At 67.7% G+C, this 17565-nt stretch carries 14 protein-coding genes and 1 riboswitch; of the genes, 7 read left to right on the forward strand and 7 right to left on the reverse strand.

Translation table 11 applies throughout. The annotated features are described in order from the left end of the window. Nucleotides 1-40: 40 nt before the first annotated feature. Nucleotides 41-1108 (reverse strand): alanine racemase, encoded by a 1068-nt coding sequence (locus GORHZ_RS03405; RefSeq protein ID WP_006330418.1) that lies wholly within the window; start codon nt 1106-1108, stop codon nt 41-43. Next, nucleotides 1105-3051: an SDR family oxidoreductase gene (locus tag GORHZ_RS03410; protein WP_006330419.1), complete on the reverse strand. Its 1947-nt coding sequence runs from the start codon at nt 3049-3051 to the stop codon at nt 1105-1107. The genes GORHZ_RS03405 and GORHZ_RS03410 overlap by 4 nt, the downstream gene beginning before the upstream one ends. 186 nt (nt 3052-3237) lie before the next feature. Here GORHZ_RS03410 and GORHZ_RS03415 point away from each other — a divergent pair, with 186 nt between their 5' ends. Together GORHZ_RS03415 and GORHZ_RS03420 are read left to right on the forward strand one after the other, a co-directional pair. Next, nucleotides 3238-6510 carry an error-prone DNA polymerase gene (locus tag GORHZ_RS03415; RefSeq protein WP_006330420.1) on the forward strand — a complete coding sequence of 1091 codons (3273 nt, stop codon included), beginning with the start codon at nt 3238-3240 and terminating at the stop codon, nt 6508-6510. Nucleotides 6511-6525: 15 nt separating this feature from the next. Further along, entirely contained in the window at nt 6526-6756 is a 231-nt protein-coding gene (locus tag GORHZ_RS03420; RefSeq protein ID WP_006330421.1) for a DUF167 domain-containing protein, read from the forward strand. A gap of 102 nt (nt 6757-6858) precedes the next feature. On the opposite strand, the gene GORHZ_RS03425 is transcribed toward GORHZ_RS03420, so the two are convergent. Both GORHZ_RS03425 and GORHZ_RS03430 read right to left on the reverse strand, forming a co-directional pair. Beyond that, complete coding sequence (locus tag GORHZ_RS03425; RefSeq protein WP_006330422.1) at nt 6859-7323, reverse strand: tRNA (cytidine(34)-2'-O)-methyltransferase; 465 nt, start codon at nt 7321-7323, stop codon at nt 6859-6861. Between the two features lie 13 nt (nt 7324-7336). Next, nucleotides 7337-8290, reverse strand: a complete 954-nt coding sequence (locus GORHZ_RS03430) for a serine/threonine dehydratase (RefSeq protein WP_006330423.1) — start codon at nt 8288-8290, stop codon at nt 7337-7339. Between the two features lie 65 nt (nt 8291-8355). Between GORHZ_RS03430 and GORHZ_RS03435 the strand changes: the two genes are divergently transcribed. From GORHZ_RS03435 to GORHZ_RS03445, 3 genes are all read left to right on the forward strand, one after another. Next, nucleotides 8356-9234: a bifunctional methylenetetrahydrofolate dehydrogenase/methenyltetrahydrofolate cyclohydrolase gene (locus GORHZ_RS03435; RefSeq protein ID WP_217998302.1), complete on the forward strand. Its 879-nt coding sequence runs from the start codon at nt 8356-8358 to the stop codon at nt 9232-9234. Between the two features lie 53 nt (nt 9235-9287). Next, nucleotides 9288-9560, forward strand: a complete 273-nt coding sequence (locus tag GORHZ_RS03440) for a DUF3017 domain-containing protein (protein WP_051998743.1) — start codon at nt 9288-9290, stop codon at nt 9558-9560. 124 nt (nt 9561-9684) lie between these two features. Continuing rightward, nucleotides 9685-11175 carry an Hsp70 family protein gene (locus tag GORHZ_RS03445; protein WP_006330426.1) on the forward strand — a complete coding sequence of 497 codons (1491 nt, stop codon included), beginning with the start codon at nt 9685-9687 and terminating at the stop codon, nt 11173-11175. Nucleotides 11176-11206: 31 nt separating this feature from the next. Here the strand turns inward: GORHZ_RS03445 and metX are convergent, their stop codons facing one another. Next, nucleotides 11207-12355 carry a homoserine O-acetyltransferase MetX gene (metX, locus tag GORHZ_RS03450; RefSeq protein WP_006330427.1) on the reverse strand — a complete coding sequence of 383 codons (1149 nt, stop codon included), beginning with the start codon at nt 12353-12355 and terminating at the stop codon, nt 11207-11209. A 41-nt stretch (nt 12356-12396) separates the two neighbouring features. Then, nucleotides 12397-13722, reverse strand: a complete 1326-nt coding sequence (locus GORHZ_RS03455) for a bifunctional o-acetylhomoserine/o-acetylserine sulfhydrylase (protein ID WP_006330428.1) — start codon at nt 13720-13722, stop codon at nt 12397-12399. Nucleotides 13723-13785: 63 nt separating this feature from the next. Next, nucleotides 13786-13906, reverse strand: a riboswitch (SAM riboswitch). A gap of 211 nt (nt 13907-14117) precedes the next feature. On the opposite strand from GORHZ_RS03455, the gene GORHZ_RS03460 reads away from it, so the two are divergent. Both GORHZ_RS03460 and GORHZ_RS03465 read left to right on the forward strand, forming a co-directional pair. Further along, nucleotides 14118-15929 (forward strand): cutinase family protein, encoded by a 1812-nt coding sequence (locus GORHZ_RS03460; RefSeq protein WP_006330429.1) that lies wholly within the window; start codon nt 14118-14120, stop codon nt 15927-15929. A gap of 126 nt (nt 15930-16055) precedes the next feature. Next, entirely contained in the window at nt 16056-17288 is a 1233-nt protein-coding gene (locus GORHZ_RS03465) for an MFS transporter (protein ID WP_006330430.1), read from the forward strand. 14 nt (nt 17289-17302) lie between these two features. Here GORHZ_RS03465 and GORHZ_RS03470 read toward each other — a convergent pair. Beyond that, on the reverse strand, nt 17303-17565 hold a 263-nt coding region (locus GORHZ_RS03470), incomplete at its 5' end, for a ferritin-like domain-containing protein (RefSeq protein WP_006330431.1).

The raw sequence follows: 17565 nt of genomic DNA on the forward strand, positions 1-17565 counted from the left end.
GCACCTGGGTGGTCGAGGGGGTGTACGAGTGACGCCCGGCTCAGGTGTTGGCGCCCCGTGCGATCACCGGCCAGCGCTCGTCGGAGCCATCCGGGAACCGCGCCACCAGCTCGTCGACCAGATTGACCGCGCTGCACACGTGGTTGGGTATCACGTGCATGGTGGAACCCACATCGGGAACAGCACCCGAACCGACCTCGATCACCGCGTGGTGTTCGGAGAGCGAGGTGATGGTCGCCTCCGGGGCGTCGAACACCCGGCCGAAACCCGACACCCACGGGGGTCGATCGGCGCCGAGGATCTTGCTGCCGGCATCGGTGACCACACGCGTGCCCGTCCGGTGCACCATGGTGGCCACCGCCGTCAGCGCGACCTGATCGAATCCGCACGAGCCGAGTTCGACCTGCTGGGCGTCATTGAACGGATACACGCCGGGCCGCACCTCGGTGAGCACCCCCGACGCGGCGAACTCCACCGTCGGGGTGGAGCCGCCGCTGCGGACGACGGGTTCGATCCCGTTGTCGCGCAACCGCTCCGCTGCGGCGGACAGCGCCTGAAACTCCTGTTCGGCGGCCCGTCGGCGGGTGTCGTCGGGCCCGTACCCGTGGCCCGGGAACGTGAACACGCCCACCACGTTCAGGCCGAGGTCGACCGCCGCGCGGGCCACCGCACCCGCCTGGCCGGGTTCGGTTCCGGTCCGATGCTGTCCGGAATCGATCTCGACCACGACCTCCACATCCGTGCCGCGGAGTTCGGTGGCGAGCCGGCCCGCACCGGCCACCGAGTCGACGGCCAACCGCAGCCTCGCGCGCCGAGCCAGGGACCGCAGCCGGGCACCCTTGCCGGGCGTCACCCACAGCGGATACGCGATGAACAGGTCGCCAGGACCGGAGCCCGCACGGTCGGTGAAGGCCTCCGCCTCACCGATGGTCGCGACAGTGAGGCCCACCGCGCCGGCGGCGAGTTGTCGCTGCGCGATCTCGGCGCACTTGTGGGTCTTCGCATGCGGCCGCAGGTCGAGACCGGCGGATCGTGCCCGGTCGGCCATGGACTCGATGTTGCGATCGAGGCGTCCGACATCGACGGCCAGGTACGGAGTGTCGATCACGCGTCGACGGGTCCGTCGACGGTGGTCTTCACGCGTCCGAGGGCAGCATCCGACTCCCCGAGGCTCAGGAACTCCTGATGCAGGATGCGGGTGGTCAGCCGTGGCGCGAAGCGCTGACCGAACTCGGCCAGGTCTCCGAAGGCCGAGTTGACCCGGCGCGGGCGATCCACGATGCCGTGCAGCACCCGGGCCGCCGCCTTGTCGACGCCCCACACCCCGGCCTGGTTCTCGTAGGCCTCGGTGGGTGCGATCATCCGGGTACGCACCAGCGGCAGCCGTACATTGGTGAAGGTGACGTGGTCGGAGAGGGTTTCGGTGGCGGTCACGTCGCCGAACGCCTCGAGTGCCGCCTTCGAGGCGGCGTAGGCGCCGAAGCGGCCGCCCCGGGACTGCACCACGATCGACGACACGTTCACGATGTGGCCGGACTGTCGCTCCACCATGTGCGGCAGCAGGCCGAGGGTGAGATTGACCGCGCCGAAATAGTTGACGGCCATGACCCGCTGATAGTCGTGCAGCCGGTCGGTCGCGTTGATCGACGCGCGGCGGATCGACCGGCCGGCGTTGTTGACCAGGACGTCGACGTGATCATGTTCGGTGAGAACGGATTTGATCAGGCTCTGGACGGATTCCTCGTCGGTGATGTCGCACTGGTAGGCATACGCCCGGCCTGGCGGCACGCCGTCCTTGGTCGCAGACGCGTTGAGTTCGGCGAGTGCGGCGTCGAGCGCCTCGGAATCTCGCCCGACGATGAAGACGTCTGCGCCGCGGGCCACGCACATTCGTGCGGTGGCCTTACCGATCCCCACCGAACCGCCAGTGATCAGGATCTTCTTGCCGACCAGCGGACCGCGGGGATCGTCGCGGCGATGTCGCGCGGTATCGAGGTGGTTCGACCAGTACGTCCACAGACGAGGTCCGTAGTCGTCGAGGTCGGGCAGGCTGATGCCGTGCTCGTGCAGGACGGCCATCGTCGCATCCGACCGGAAGTCGACCGACGACGACAACGTGTCGAGCAACGCAGGCGGGATACCCTGTTGGGTGGCCACGAGATCTCGCCCGACGCGCAGCGGTCCGGTGCCCGCGATCTTCAGGACCGGCTCGACGAGGCTCTGCGGGATTGCCTCGTACCCATGCGGCCCGCCGAAGCCGGGAGCGATGGCGTTATACATGCCGGTGGCCGTGCGCCGTTTGGGATCTGCCAGGTGGTAGACGATCCCGCTGCGATCGGGGTCGACGGAGCCGAGCGCGACGACGGCGCTCGCCACGAAGTCGACCGGAACGATGTTGGTGAAGCCCAGGTCGGGCATGGGCAGCGGGAGGATCGACGGCAGATGGCCGAGCATCCGGAGATGTCCGAAGAAGTGGTACGGGCCATCGACCTTGTCCATCTCGCCGGTCCGCGAATCCCCGACGACCACGGAGGGCCGGTAGACGCGCCAGCGCAGTCCTTCGCGCTCCCGGACGATCTTCTCGGCCTCGAACTTGGTGCGGTGGTACGGCGAGGGAAAACCCTGGCCCTTGTCGAAGTCGTCCTCGGTGAACGTTCCCCGATGGTCGCCGGCCACCGCGATCGACGAGACGTGGTGCAGAACCGCGTCCTTGGCGATGGCCAGGTCGGCGATCCGGGCGGTTCCGTCCACGTTCACCGACTGCAGTGAATCGGCGTCGGCGGCCATGTCGCGAAGCCCGGCCATATGCAGGATGTGGTCGATCTCGGGGAGGTCGGCCGGGTCCAGGCCCAGACCGGGCGCGGTCAGGTCACCGACCACTGATTCCACTCGGCCCGCCGCGGGGAGTTCGGAGATGACCTCGGCGAACCGGGGCCGCGACGACGAGCGCACCAGCGCGACGATCCGTGTGTCCGGTTCCACGGTGAGCAGGCGTTCGATGACGCGGCGCCCAATGAACCCGGTGCCTCCGGTGATGAAGTAGGTCGTCATGAGTTCGGTGTGTCCGATCGAGGTGCAACTGACTGAACCAAGCGTGGCATATCCCGTACGTATCCGGCGGGAGGCCCACTGATACCCAGGGTGACATTTACATTGACGGATGGCAAAGAGTTGGCATCGACAATGAATGGTAACGACCGATTGATGAATCGAACATGCGTTCGATAGACTTGGTCGGTGGGATGGGATCAGGGTCCGCCGACATGGTCGGAGATGGAGCGGGTGCTCTCCGGGCGTGCCCCGGGAGGCGGGCGCCCGGGGGAGGCGTTCGGGCCTGGTGACAACACCGGCGACGGTAACGACAGTCCCGCCTGGTCCCGCAAACGCGGCGCCTACCATCGCGACGGGGTGGAACGCGGGCGGTCGTCGGTGCCGTTCGCCGAACTGCACGCGCACAGCGCCTACAGCTTCCTCGACGGTGCCTCGATGCCGGAGGAGATGGTGACCGAGGCACAGCGACTGGATCTGCAGGCCCTGGCCCTCACCGATCACGACGGTTTCTACGGTGTCGTCCGGTTCGCCGAGGCCGCCCGGGAGTTCGGCCTGCCGACGGTGTTCGGTGCGGAGCTGTCCCTGGAACCCGACGTCACGCGCACCGGTGTGCCGGATCCGCCCGGGGAACATCTGCTGGTCATCGCCCGCGACGGCGAGGGCTACCGCCGGTTGTCGCGCACCATCGCCGAAGCGCACATGGTCGGCGGGGAGAAGGGGTTGTTGCGCTACGACCGCGATGCACTGCCCGACCGCGCCGGCGGTCATTGGCTGATCCTCACCGGCTGTCGCAAGGGGCGGGTCCGTCGTGCCCTCGATCGGGGTGGTCCGCAGGCGGCGCGGGAGGCATTGCGGGGGTTGGTGGACCGCTACGGTCGCACCGACGTCGTCGTCGAACTGACCGCGCAGGGGATGCCGGAGGACGACGAACGCAATGCCGCCCTGGCCGCCCTGGCCGCGGAACTACGACTACAGACCGTGGCGACCACGGGCGCGCATTTCGCGGCGCCGCGTCGTCGGCGTCTCGCGATGGCGATGGCCGCGGTCCGCGCCCGCACCGACATCGAGACGATCGACGGATGGCTGCCCGGCGTCGGCGGCGCCCACCTGCGCAGCGGCGACGAGATGATCCGGCTGCTGCCGGGGCATCCCGACGCCATCGACAACGCGGTCGGGCTGGCCGCCGACTGTGCATTCGAACTCGGACTGATCGCGCCGAAGCTGCCGCCGTTCGACGTCCCGGAGGGCCATACCGAGATCAGCTGGCTGCGCGAGCAGACCATGGCCGGCGCGTTGCGGCGCTACGGCCCGCCGGGCGCCCATCCGCAGGCGTATCGACAGATCGAACACGAACTCCGCATCATCGAGGCCCTGACCTTCCCCGGCTATTTCCTCGTCGTCGCCGACATCGTGAATTTCTGCAAGGCCAACGACATCCTCTGTCAGGGGCGGGGGAGCGCCGCGAACTCGGCGGTCTGCTACGCCCTGGGCATCACCAACGTCGACCCGGTGGCGAACAAGCTGCTGTTCGAGCGCTTCCTCTCGCCCGAGCGGGACGGACCACCCGACATCGACGTGGACATCGAATCCGACCGTCGGGAAGAGGCCATCCAATACGTGTACCGGCGCTACGGGCGTGACTTCAGCGCGCAGGTCGCCAACGTGATCACCTACCGCGGACGATCCGCGATCCGTGACATGGCACGGGCGCTGGGCTATGCCACCGGACAGCAGGATGCGTGGAGCCGGACCCCCGACGACGCGCCCGCCGACGTCACCGACCTGGCCGGGGAGATTCTGGGGATGCCGCGGCATCTGGGCATCCATTCCGGGGGCATGGTGATCTGCGACCGGCCCATCGCCGACGTCTGCCCGACTGAGTGGGCGCGGATGGAGAACCGCAGCGTGCTGCAGTGGGACAAGGACGACTGTGCCGCAATCGGTCTGGTCAAGTTCGACCTGCTCGGTCTCGGTATGCTCTCGGCGCTGCACTATGCGATCGACCTGGTCGCCGAGCACAAGGACCTCCACGTTGATCTGGCGAAGCTGGATCTCGCCGAACCCGAGGTCTACGACATGCTCTGCCGTGCCGACTCGGTGGGCGTGTTCCAGGTGGAGTCACGCGCGCAGATGGCCACACTGCCGCGGCTGAAACCGAGAACCTTCTATGACCTGGTGGTGGAGGTGGCGTTGATCCGCCCCGGGCCGATCCAGGGCGGATCGGTGCATCCCTACATCCGCCGCCGCAACGGGATCGAGGAACCGGCCGTCGAACATCCGTCGATGCGCAAGGCGCTCGACCGCACGCTGGGGGTGCCGCTGTTCCAGGAACAACTGATGCAACTCGCCGTCGACGTCGCGGGATTCGATGCCGCCGAGGCCGATCAGCTGCGTCGTGCGATGGGCTCCAAACGATCACCCGAACGGATGGAACGGTTACGTCGACGGTTCTACGACGGGATGGAACGGCTGCACGGGATCACCGGGGAGGTGGCCGATCGCATCTTCGAGAAGATGGCCGCCTTCGCGAATTTCGGTTTCCCCGAGAGCCATTCGCAGAGTTTCGCCTCGTTGGTCTTCTACTCGGCCTGGTTCAAACTGCATCATCCGGCCGCCTTCTGTGCGGCGTTGTTGCGGGCCCAGCCGATGGGGTTCTATTCGCCGCAGTCACTGGTCGCCGACGCGCGCCGGCACGGTGTCGTCGTGCACCGGCCCGACATCAACCGGTCGACGGCACCTGCCACGCTGACCGGTGGTGGACTCGAGGTCCGGCTGGGTCTGGGCGGGGTACGGGGGATCGGCGACGAGGTGGCCGAGCGGATCGTCGAAAATCGTGTCCGGGAGGGGGATTACCGCGACGTGACCGATGTTTCGCGGCGTGCCGGGCTGACCGCGCGGCAACTCGAGGGGCTGGCCGGGGCGGGCGCGTTCTCGTGTTTCGGGGTCAGCCGACGACAGGCGTTGTGGGAGGCCGGTGCCGCGGCGACCGCCCGGTCCGACCAACTGCCCTTCGCTCCGGCCACCGAGACGCCCAGTCTGCCGGGGCTGTCCGACATCGAACTGGCGGCAACGGATGCCTGGGCCACCGGCATCACCCCGACGTCCTATCCGACCCAGTTTCTGCGTCCGCGCCTGACGGCGATGGGGGTGATACCGGCCGACGGGTTGTTGTCGGTGGCCGACGGTTCTCGGATCTCGGTCGCCGGTGCGGTGACGCACCGGCAACGGCCGGCGACCGCGTCGGGTGTGACATTCATCAACCTGGAGGACGAAACCGGCATGGTGAACGTGGTCTGTTCGGTGGGGTTGTGGAACCGTTATCGAAATCTGGCACACTCGGCATCGGCATTGCTGATTCGCGGCACCGTGCAGAATGCCGAGGGGGCGGTGACTGTGGTGGCAGAGCGGTTGCAGCGCTTGGATCTTCGTGTTGGAACGCGTTCCAGGGATTGGCACTAGGAGAAGGGGTGGCACATGGCCAGGCAGATCGTGGTGACGGTGAAACCCAACAGCCGCAAGGGGCCGCTGGTGGAGACCGGACCGGACGGTTCGGTGACGATCTTCGTCCGCGAACCGGCAACCGAGGGTCGGGCGAACAAGGCGGTCGCGGAGATCCTCGCCAAGCATCTGGGTATCCCGAAGAGCAAGCTCGCGCTGGTCGGCGGTGCCACCGCCCGGACCAAGCGCTTCCGTATCGACTCGTGACCGATCCCTGAGAACCTCACACCACCGGGCAGCCATCGACGCCGGCGCATTCGCGTACTCCTCGGGCGCGGTCTTGCGGGTCGGCCAATCGACACCGCGTCTCTACACCGCGCCCGCGAAACCGTTCTGCCGCCACGCCTCGTAGACGACGATGCTCGCCGCATTGGCGAGGTTGTGCGAGCGGCGGTCCGGCAGCATCGGGATCCGGACGAGGTCGGTGACCTCGGATTCGGCGAGTACCTCCTTGGGCAATCCGGTCGGTTCGGGGCCGAAGAGCAGGACATCGCCCGGGCGGTAGTCGACGTCGGTGTAGTAGCGCGTCGCATGCGCGGTGAAGGCGAACACCCGTTGCGGCTTCAACCTCGTCCACGCCGTCGCCAGGTCGGGATGCACGGTCACCGTGGCCATCTCGTGGTAGTCCAGACCCGCACGCTTGACCTGTGCATCCGACATGGAGAAGCCCAGGGGCTCGATGAGATGCAACTCGCAGCCGGTGTTCGCGGCCAGCCGGATCGCATTCCCGGTATTGGGCGGAATGCATGGCTGGTAGAACATCATCTTGAACACTCCAAGCCCCTCTTCATCGGTTGTCCAGGTCGGTGCGCAAGGATGTGTTGGCACCGCAGAGCACGACGCACAACGTCGAATCCGGTTCCGGCCGAACGACTCCGGCGAGCACGGCGGCGACCGCGGTCGCGGTGCCGTGTTCGACGAGAATCCGGAACGACTCCCACAGGTAGCGGCGTGCGGAGGTCAGCTGCTCGTCGGTGACCACGACGCTGCTCACCGGACGGTCGGCGACCGTCGCCCAGCAGATGTCGCCGACCCGGGTGGCTCCCAGGGAGTCGGCGGCCACACTGTCGAGGTCCACCGCGACGGGGTGACCCGCCTCGAGTGCCTGATGCAGGCACGACGATCCGACCGGTTCGACCCCGACGAGCCGGTCGCCCGGCCGTAGTGTGGCGGCGAGTCCACCGAGCAGTCCGCCCCCGCCGACAGAGACGACCGTGGTCAGCGGCCCGTCGACATCCTCGGCGAGTTCGAGTCCGATGGTGCCCGCTCCGGCGACGATGTCGGGTTGGTCGTAGGCGTGCAGCAGCAGGGCACCTCGCTGCTGTGCCAACTCGACCGCGGCGTCGGCGGCCACCTGGTACCGGTCGCCGACCTGTGCGACCTCGGCGCCGAGGCCGCGCAGGGTGTCGACCTTCACCTGCGGAGCGGTCTGCGGAACCACCACCGTGCACGTCGTGCCGGCGATACGCGCCGCCCACACCGCACCGATCGCCGCGTTGCCGCCCGAGGCGATCAGCACGCCGGCCTCGCCCAGGCGCCCGGACTCGTCCGCATGGCGGATGGCGTTGAGGCTGCCGCGCGGCTTGAAGCAGCCACCGACCTGTGTGTACTCCAGCTTGAACACAACCTCGCATGGGCCGTCGACGGTATCCACGGTGGTGTGCAGTCCCGGGGTCCGCCGCAGCGACCCGGCGATGCGGGTCTCGGCGGCCAGGACGTCGTCGAGTCCGGTCGCGTTCACCTCAACGGAAGATCCGTCCACGTCGATCCACGGTACTGGAGCCCCGAATGGAACAATGGTCTCCCGTGAGCGCGATACGACTGGACGGCAAGGCGACCCGCGACGAGATCTTCACCGATCTGGGCGCCCGGGTGGAGAAGCTGCGTGCCGAGGGCATCACGCCCGGTCTGGGCACCATCCTGGTGGGCGACGATCCGGGTTCCCGGTCCTATGTGAAGGGCAAGCACTCCGACTGCGCACGGATCGGCGTCGCCTCGATCCGCAAGGATCTCCCGGCCGATGCCACGACCGAGGACCTCAACGCCGCCATCGACGAACTCAACGCCGATCCCGGGTGCACCGGCTACATCGTGCAGCTTCCGCTCCCGCGACACCTCGACGAGAACGCCGCGCTCGAGCGGATCGACCCCACCAAGGACGCCGACGGGTTGCATCCCATCAACCTGGGTCGGCTCGTCCTCAGCAAGGAGTCCACGCTGCCGTGCACGCCGCGGGGCGTGGTGCACCTGCTGCGTCGCTACGACATCCCCATCGCCGGCGCCCGTGTCACCGTCGTCGGCCGCGGGGTGACCATCGGTCGGCCGATCGGACTGCTGCTGACGCGACGCAGCGAGAACGCCACGGTGACTCTCTGCCACACCGGCACGCGTGACCTCGCGGCCGAGGTGTCACGTGCCGACATCGTCATCGCGGCGGCCGGGGTACCCCACCTGATCACCGCGGACATGGTCAAACCCGGCGCTGCGGTCATCGACGTCGGGATCAGCCGCACCGAGGCCGGGCTCGCCGGCGACGTCGCGCCCGACGTCTGGGATGTCGCCGGGTATGTCTCACCCAATCCCGGGGGCGTGGGCCCGCTCACCCGGGCTTTCCTGCTCGTCAACGTGGTGGAACGGGCCGAGGCGCAGCTGGCCGAGCGGGCCGGGGCGGGAATGGCCGGGTGACCTCCACGCCCGGGGCCGACACGCGGGTCGACCGGATTCGGCGTGCGCGACGGATGCGGCGCTATCTGGTGCAGATCCCGTACTTCGTCGTGTTGCTCGGGCTGCTCGCCGCGGCGGTTCTGGTGCTGTTCGATCGCTGGCGCCGCGGTGCCTTTGTCTTCGGGTCGGCGCTGATCCTGGGCGCGGTGTTGCGGGCCCTGATCCCGACGTCCCGGGTGGGTCTCCTGCAGGTCAGAGGGCGTTTCTTCGACATCGCGGCAATGGCGTCGGTCGGTGGGCTGATCCTGTGGCTGGCGACGTCGATCGACCCTTTGGGCACAGATTGATTACAATAGAGACCAACGCGTGACCTTTGGGGGCGTCGCGTAGCCACGACGGACGACTGCGGGGGCGCACATCACTTCAACGATCGACACCGAGGATCCGGCCACCATCGACACAGCCACATCGATGGGTGTGTCCGCCGGTGACGGGATGATCCACTATGTCCTGCTGACGCGTGACAGCGTCGGACGCAGCATCGTCGACACCCGCGTCATCGACGTCGATCCGAGCGACGGTCTTGACGCCGCGGGACGGGTCAACGCCGGGATCGACCTCATGCTCAACACCGCCCGGGGCACGGGTCTGTCTGTCGGGCCGATCGGTGTGGCGGCGCGCACGGTCAAGCAGCGTCGCGAACTGCGGTCGGGCGGCACCGGCCCGCGTCGGCAGATCCATCTGGTTTCCGACGATGAAGCGGTCGTCGCCTATCTCTCCGCCAGCGGGTACATCGGGCGGTTCGACACTGTCGTGGTCGTCGACTGCGGGGACACCGGGATGTCGCTCTACACGGTGGACACCGCGACGCAGGAGATCACCGCGCCCGAACGTTCCCGCGCGCTGGCGGGCCGACAGATCGACCGGGCGATCGTGGCTCGGCTGTCCGCAGACGACCGGCGGCACGGCGTGCGCAGTGGTCGGGCTCAGCGCCGCAACCTGCTCAGTGCCGGCCGCACGGCCAAAGAAGAGGTCGCCCGCTCGGGCCCGGCCGATCCTGTGCTGCTCGCCGATGGTGGCAGCCATGTCACGCTGGGTGCCGACACCATCGACGCGGTGACCGCCCCGATGGTCGACGACGCGCGGAAGATTTTGTCGCGCTATCTGTCCGAGAAGACCGACCGGCGTGCGCCGGAGGCCGTGGTGCTCGTCGGCGGGATCGCGAACCTGCCCGGGGTCCGGCGGATCGTCGACGACCCCGAACTCGCGGTGGTCGTCCCCGAGACTCCCGAACTGGCGTCGTCGATCGGCGCGGCCATCCTCGCACGTGCGACGACGTCTGCCGGGACGCCGTCGCGTCTGGCCTTCATCGGTGGTCGGACGCAACGCGAATGGCTATCTGCGAGAACGCTCGCGGTGGCCGGTGCCGTTCTCGCGGCCGCGTTGATGACCATCTACGCGATCAGTTCGTCGGTCACCCGTCACGAGTCCCCGGCTGCGTCCCCGACGCCCGAGACGGTGACGTCGATGTCGGGTGAGTTCCACTCGGCGGGACGGACAACCGTGTCGCCGACACGGCACCCGGCCCCGGTTCTCGTGGTCCCGGACGCACCGGCGCAATCGGTGACGCCGGCTCCCACCACCACCTACGAGGTGCCTCGTTGGGGTGACGGACCTGCTTGGGCCACAACGGAGTTGCCGCCCACTGAGGAAACCTCGGACTCGCCGTCGACCACCACGCGCACGCTGTCGCCCTACCCGATGCCGTCCTTGCCGTGGCCACACGATTCGGGGCAGGTGCCCACCATCCCGCCCGGGCTGTTGCCGCCGGGCCTGGCGCCGGAGACGACTCAGGTCACGCCGCAGGCGATCCCGGGACCGGACGACCGTGGGGAACCCACGACACCGTCGTCGGCTACCCCCGTGCCGAACCCGACGACGACACCGATTCCGGCCCGCTGACGGCGTCCGCGCCCGGCCGCTCGACCGTGGATCAGTTGCGCGCGATTTCGACCGTGCGCTTGAGGAGATCGCTGATCGCGTCGAACTCGGTGAGGAAGCCGTCGTGGCCGTTATCGGAATGCATCACCTGTAGACCGCCGACGCAGTTGCCCAGCTGCTCGGCGAGTTCGACCTGTAACCGCAACGGGTACAAGCGATCCGACACGATCCCGCCGACGATGACGGGAATCTTGCAGGAGCCGAGCGCCGCCTTCACACCGCCGCGGTTGCGTCCGACGTCGTGGTGGTTGAGCACCTCGCTGAGCACCACATAGCTGCCCGGGTCGAAACGTTGGATCAGCTTGTCGGCCTGGTGCTGAAGATAGCTGTCGATGGCGTAGCGTCCGGCAGCGAGCGGCTGCTCGTCGGCCTGCGGTTCGTTGGCGAACCGCTGATCGAGCTCCGCCTCACCGCGATAGCTGAGGTGGGCGATCCGGCGGGCCACCCCCATGCCGGTGCTCGGGACACGGCCGGTGCCGTGATAGTCGCCGTTCTGCCAGGCCGGGTCGGCCTTGATCGCGGCGATCTGCGTTGTCTGCGTACCGATCTGGTCAGCGGTGGCGCGCGCACCGACGGCGAGCACCAGCGCCGAGCGCACCATCTCGGGGTACTCGATGGCCCATTCCAGGGCGCGCGCACCACCCATCGAACCGCCGATGACGGCTCCGACGCCGGTGATGCCGAGCCGGTCGATGAGGGTGCGCTCGGCGCGCACCTGATCGAGCACGGTGATCTGTGGGAAACGCGAGCCCCACGGCCGTCCGTCGGCGTCGAGGGACGCGGGACCGGTGGAACCGCGGCATCCACCGAGCACGTTGGCCGAGATGACGCACCACTCATCGGTGTCGAGGGCGCAGCCGGGCCCGATCAGGCCGTCCCACCATCCGGCCGACGGGTGGTGGACCGTGGCCGGACCGGTCACGTGCGAATCGCCGGTGAGGGCGTGTAGGGCGAGGATCACGTTGTCGCGCGACGGCGACAACGCCCCCCAGCGTTGGAATGCCAGGGTGACGTTGTCGATCCGGTCGCCGCTGTCGAGTGAGACCGTCCCGATGTTGACCGCCATCATCTCGCCGTCTGGCAACTGCTCCCAGTCGGGCCGATCGGAGGGCTGGATCTGAGGTTCGATACTCACCGACACAATTCACTCACTCTTCGATGTTCCTCTTCACGCGGACGGGACTACTTCGCGGCTGCGAAGCCGGTCTCGAGGTCGGCGAGAATGTCGTCGATACCCTCGATCCCGACCGCGAGCCGCACCAGGCCTGGCGTCACCCCGGCCGCGAGCTGCTCCTCGGGGGTCAGCTGGCTGTGTGTCGTCGACGCCGGGTGGATGACCAGCGACCGCACGTCACCGATGTTGGCGACATGGCTGTGCAGGGTCAGCGCATCGACGAACCGCTTACCGGCGTCGAGCCCACCGGCGATCTCGAACCCGATGACCGCGCCCTGCCCCTTCGGCAGCAGCTTCTGAGCCCGGTCGTACCACGGCGAGGACTTCAGTCCGGCGTAGGCCACCGACTCGACCTGAGCGTGTCGGTCCAGGAAGTCCGCGACACGCGCGGCGTTGGCGACGTGGCGCTCGACGCGCAGGCTGAGCGTCTCGAGTCCCTGCGCCAACAAGAACGCGTTGAACGGCGAGATCGCGGCGCCGGTGTCGCGCAGCCACTGCACCCGCGCCTTGAGGGCGAACGCTGGGGCACCGAGGTCGGCGAACACCGCACCGTGGTAGCTCGGATCCGGCGTGGTGAAGCCCGGGAAGAGATCCTTGCCGTCCCGCTGCACGCGCCAGTTGAAGGTGCCGCCGTCGACGATGACACCGCCGATCGCGGTGCCGTGGCCGCCGATGTACTTGGTCGCCGAGTGCACGACGATGTCGGCGCCGTGCTCGAGCGGATTGAGCAGATACGGGGTCGCGACCGTGTTGTCGACGATCAGCGGGAGGCCGTTGCGGTGGGCCACCTCGGCGATGCCGGTGATGTCGAGGATCTCGTTGTTGGGGTTGGAGATCGTCTCGCCGTAGAGCGCGCGGGTGTCGTCTCGGATGGCGGCCTGCCAGGAATCGAGATCCTCCGGATCGTCGACGAAGCTGACCTCGACACCCAGCTTGGGCAGCGTGTAGTGGAACAGGTTGTAGGTGCCGCCGTACAGACGCGGGCTCGACACCACATGCCCACCGTTCTCGACGATGTTGAGGATCGCGTAGGTCTCGGCGGCCTGACCCGAGGCCACCAACAGGGCGGCGACACCGCCCTCGAGCGCGGCGATCCGCTGTTCGACGGTGTCCTGGGTGGGGTTCATGATCCGCGTGTAGATGTTGCCCGGCTCCGCGAGGCCGAAGAGGTTCGCGGCATGCTGTGTGTCGTTGAAGACGTACGACGTGGTCTGGTAAAGCGGCAGCGCCCGGGCATTCGTTGTCGGATCCGCCGTCTGACCGGCGTGGATCTGCTTGGTCTCGAAACTCCAGTTCTGCACTGGATCGGTGGTGCCCTCGTTGGCGTCGGACATGGCTGTAGTGATCACTTTCTACGGTCGGCAGGGCACGACGACCCTGTTGGGGTCCGACCTTCGGACCCGCGCTTGCCAAGGAATGCGATGTGCGTTCCTCGACCCGGTCATCACCCGGAGCACCCCACCGCGGATGGAGGGTTGCCGATCAGCAAGCCGGGGCTTCACGCTGATACTCATGACCTGGCGTCAAGGATATAACACGCGCAGCGGGGTGTGAGAACCCTCTGGATCGCGGTGATTCGAACCCGTTCCCGGGCATCTGCGCAAATGACAGAAAGCTCTCAGTTTCGCGATCACGGATCTAGACTTCAGATCGGTGCCCGGGGGTGTCGTAGCCGAATGTCCGCCCTGGGATAACAGGCAGGCCGCTACCGACGAAAGATCCTGATGTGATGACCACGCGCACCCGGTTCTCCAGGCGATTGTCACTCACCTTGGTGGCGAGTTTCTCCACCGTGTCGATTGCCGCGACGTTCTGCCTGCCGGGTCTCGCGGGCATTGCCCGCGCCGTGGAGTGCGGCGCAGGTGCGGTCGTCATCGTCGGGGGTACGGGGGACCCCGAAGGCGCCATCATGAGCGGTGTCGCACAGCGATACTCCCTCGGCGCCGATGGCATACCGAACACCGCCGACGACTACGAGGTCATCTACGTCGACTATCCCGCGACGGTCTGGCCGTCGGGTGCGGCCGGCTACGACGACAGTACTGCGCAGGGCACGGCGGCGACCAAGGATGCGATCGCCACCTATCAGCACTCGTGTGACAAACCGGTGGTCGTCGCGGGATATTCGCAAGGTGCCCGTATCGCCGGAGACGTGTTGTCGGACATAGGCAACGATCGCGACGACACCGTCACGATCACCGACGAGCAGGGGAACCCTGTCGAGGTCGACATCTCCGCTGACAACGTCTCCGGTGAGTTGTATTCGGATCCGCGCCAGAACGGCGACAAGACGGGGGAGGGTATCGAACTCGCCCTGATCGGCGTGATCCCGGGCCTCACCATGTCCGGTCCCCGCGATGGTGGTTTCGGTTCGCTGGAGGGCAGCGTCATCTCGGTGTGCGTCGACGGGGACCCGATCTGCGACCTCCCCGATCCCCTGTATGACCCGATCGGAGCTGTGGACGGGCTGATCGGCTACTGGGTCAAGCACGGGCTCTACCCGGCCCACATGCGGCAGGAGCCGAACTCGCCGTCGTGGGGTGATAGGCCGGTCGTGTGTACCGACAACATCTGCATGGTCGCCTACGACTCCGCGGTGGTCGAGCAGTTCCGGATCTGGGCGGCGGACCTCGGTTACGCCGGCACCATCGACGATTTCCTGGCCAATCGCCTGACCTTCAACTGGCCGTTGGGCATCGAACTGTCGAACCCGCAGCCCGCGGTACGGTTCGTGCAGGGGCTCTTCCCGCCGCTTCCGAAGCTGGGCTACGGCGCATACCTTCCGGATCTGACCGTCTTCGAGGACATCCTGAACGGGATCGTGACCATCTCACCGGATCAGCTCAAGGACGGGGTCACCGCGCTGGCCGCGAGCGCGGAGAGTATCGTCCTGCAACCCGTCAACTTCGTCGGATACTGGGGCGGAACAGTCCTGGGTGTCGACACGGGCGCGGCCGGGCCGGATCTGGGGCCGACCCGCATTGCGATCCGGGCGCAGCTGCAGGCATGGCTCGACTCGCAGAACCTGCCGTCGACCACGGTGTCGACGACCAACACGTTGTCGCTGTCTTCGGCCCCGACCACGACCGAGATGCCACTCCAGGTGACCTCGGACGGCGACGCCTCGACCGACGGCACACCCTCCGGTCGCTTCGGTTCGGAGCAGAAAGATGCTGTGGCCGCAAAGGATGAGGCCCAAGAGAATGAGGCCCCAGCCGGGTCGATCCCTCCCGCCGGGGGGAACACCAACGCGTCGGAGCCGGAGCCGATCCGGAAATTGGTCCCCACCGAGTCGGCCGTCGACTCAAGCGCCTCGACCCCGGACAACCTTTCGGGTGGCGGTGGCACGCCGACCGGCACGGCGAGCAGCAACACCGGTGGCCAGGGGACCGAGGGTCAGGGGACCGAGGGCCAGGACATTGATGGCCAGGACACCGATAGCCAGGACACCGATGGCCAGAACACGGATAGCCCGAACACTGATGGCCAGGACACCAAGGGCCAGAACACCCGGGCCAACAACACCGGGGCCGGTGCCTGAATATCTGGCCACGAGGCAGCCACCGCCGTTCCAGGTCTGAACTGGAAGCGCCGCCGCGACACGGTGTGAACGAACTCACCCGGCGGCGGGGAATCGGTGCGCGGGCGGTGCGAGTTGGTGATTCAAGTGACGTCAGCCCCAGCCGATATTGCTGCCAATGCCGACCGCGCCGATCGATCTGTCGTTCGTTGGGCGATCATCGCTCTCGCGCTCGGTGGATTCGGGATCGGTACCACCGAGTTCGTGGCGATGGGGCTGCTGCCGTCCATCGCGGACACGCTCGACATCAGTGAACCGACCGCCGGGTCGGTCATCTCGGCCTACGCGCTCGGCGTCGTCGTCGGCGCTCCGCTGATCGCAGCGGCCACCGCGCGGGTATCTCGCCGGACCTTGCTCATCGGTTTGATGGTGGCCTTCACCGTCGGCAATCTCGCCACCGTGGTGGCGCCCAGCTTCGGGCTGCTCGTCGTCGCGAGGTTCGTCGCCGGTCTCCCGCACGGCGCGTACTTCGGTGTGGCGGCCCTCGTGGCGGCGCACCTCGCCGGTCCGCGCGACCGCGCGAAGGCCGTCGGCAAGGTGATGCTCGGGTTGTCGGTGGCCAATGTGTTCGGTGTGCCGGTGGCGACGTGGCTGGGTGAATCCCTGGGGTGGCGGGTGGCGTTCGCACTCGTCGTCGTGATCGGTCTGGCGACGATCGTCGCCCTGTTCCGCAGCCTTCCGCCGCTGACCGACATGCGGGTCACCAACCCGATGACCGAACTCGGTGCGCTCGCACGACCACAGGTGTGGTTCACGCTGCTCATCGGTGTCGTCGGGTTCGGCGGGATGTTCGCCTTCTACACCTATCTCAACTCCGCACTGACGACGGTGACCGGCGTGTCGGTCTCCCTGGTGCCGGTCGCGATGATGCTGTTCGGTCTCGGCATGGTCGCCGGCAACATCGTCGGCGGCGTGCTCGCCGATCGCAGCGTCTCGCTCGGCATCCTGGTCGGACTCACGGCCACCGGGGTCTCGCTCGCGTTGTTCGGGCTGACCCTCCAGAATGTCTGGGCGGCGATGATCCTCAGTTTCGCGATCGGCCTGTCCGGGTCGTCGACGATCCCGGCATTGCAGACGCGGCTGATGGACGTCGCCGACGATGCGCAGACCCTGGCCGCCGCGCTCAACCACTCGGCCCTCAACATCGCCAACGCAGCCGGAGCGTGGCTGGGCGGTGCAGTCATCGCCGCAGGCTACGGGTATCGCGCACCCTCACTGCTGGGCGCGGTCCTCGCAGTGGCCGGGGTCGTGGTTCTCGGCTCCGCGCTGAGTTCGGCGCGCACCAGCGCCGCCCGCCCGGCGGAGCTGGAGCTCGCTTAGGGGTCGGTGCGACCTCAGCCGTTGGTCGGCGGGGTGGCCACCGTTTTCGACAGGTAGAGCTGCTCGCCGAGTCGGTCCATCAACTCGAGCTGGGTCTCCAGATAGTCGATGTGGTGTTCCTCGTCGGCGAGGATGCCCTCGAGCAGGTTCGCGGTCGTGATGTCGCCCTTGTTCCGGCACATCGCGGCGCCGGGGCGGAGCCGCTCGACGACCTCGAGTTCGATGGCCAGGTCCGACTCGAACTGCTCGCGCAGCGTCTGGCCGATCCGCAGGGGAA

Origin of the sequence: Gordonia rhizosphera NBRC 16068, from assembly GCF_000298195.1 — a bacterium.
Taxonomy (GTDB): Bacteria; Actinomycetota; Actinomycetes; order Mycobacteriales; family Mycobacteriaceae; genus Gordonia; species Gordonia rhizosphera.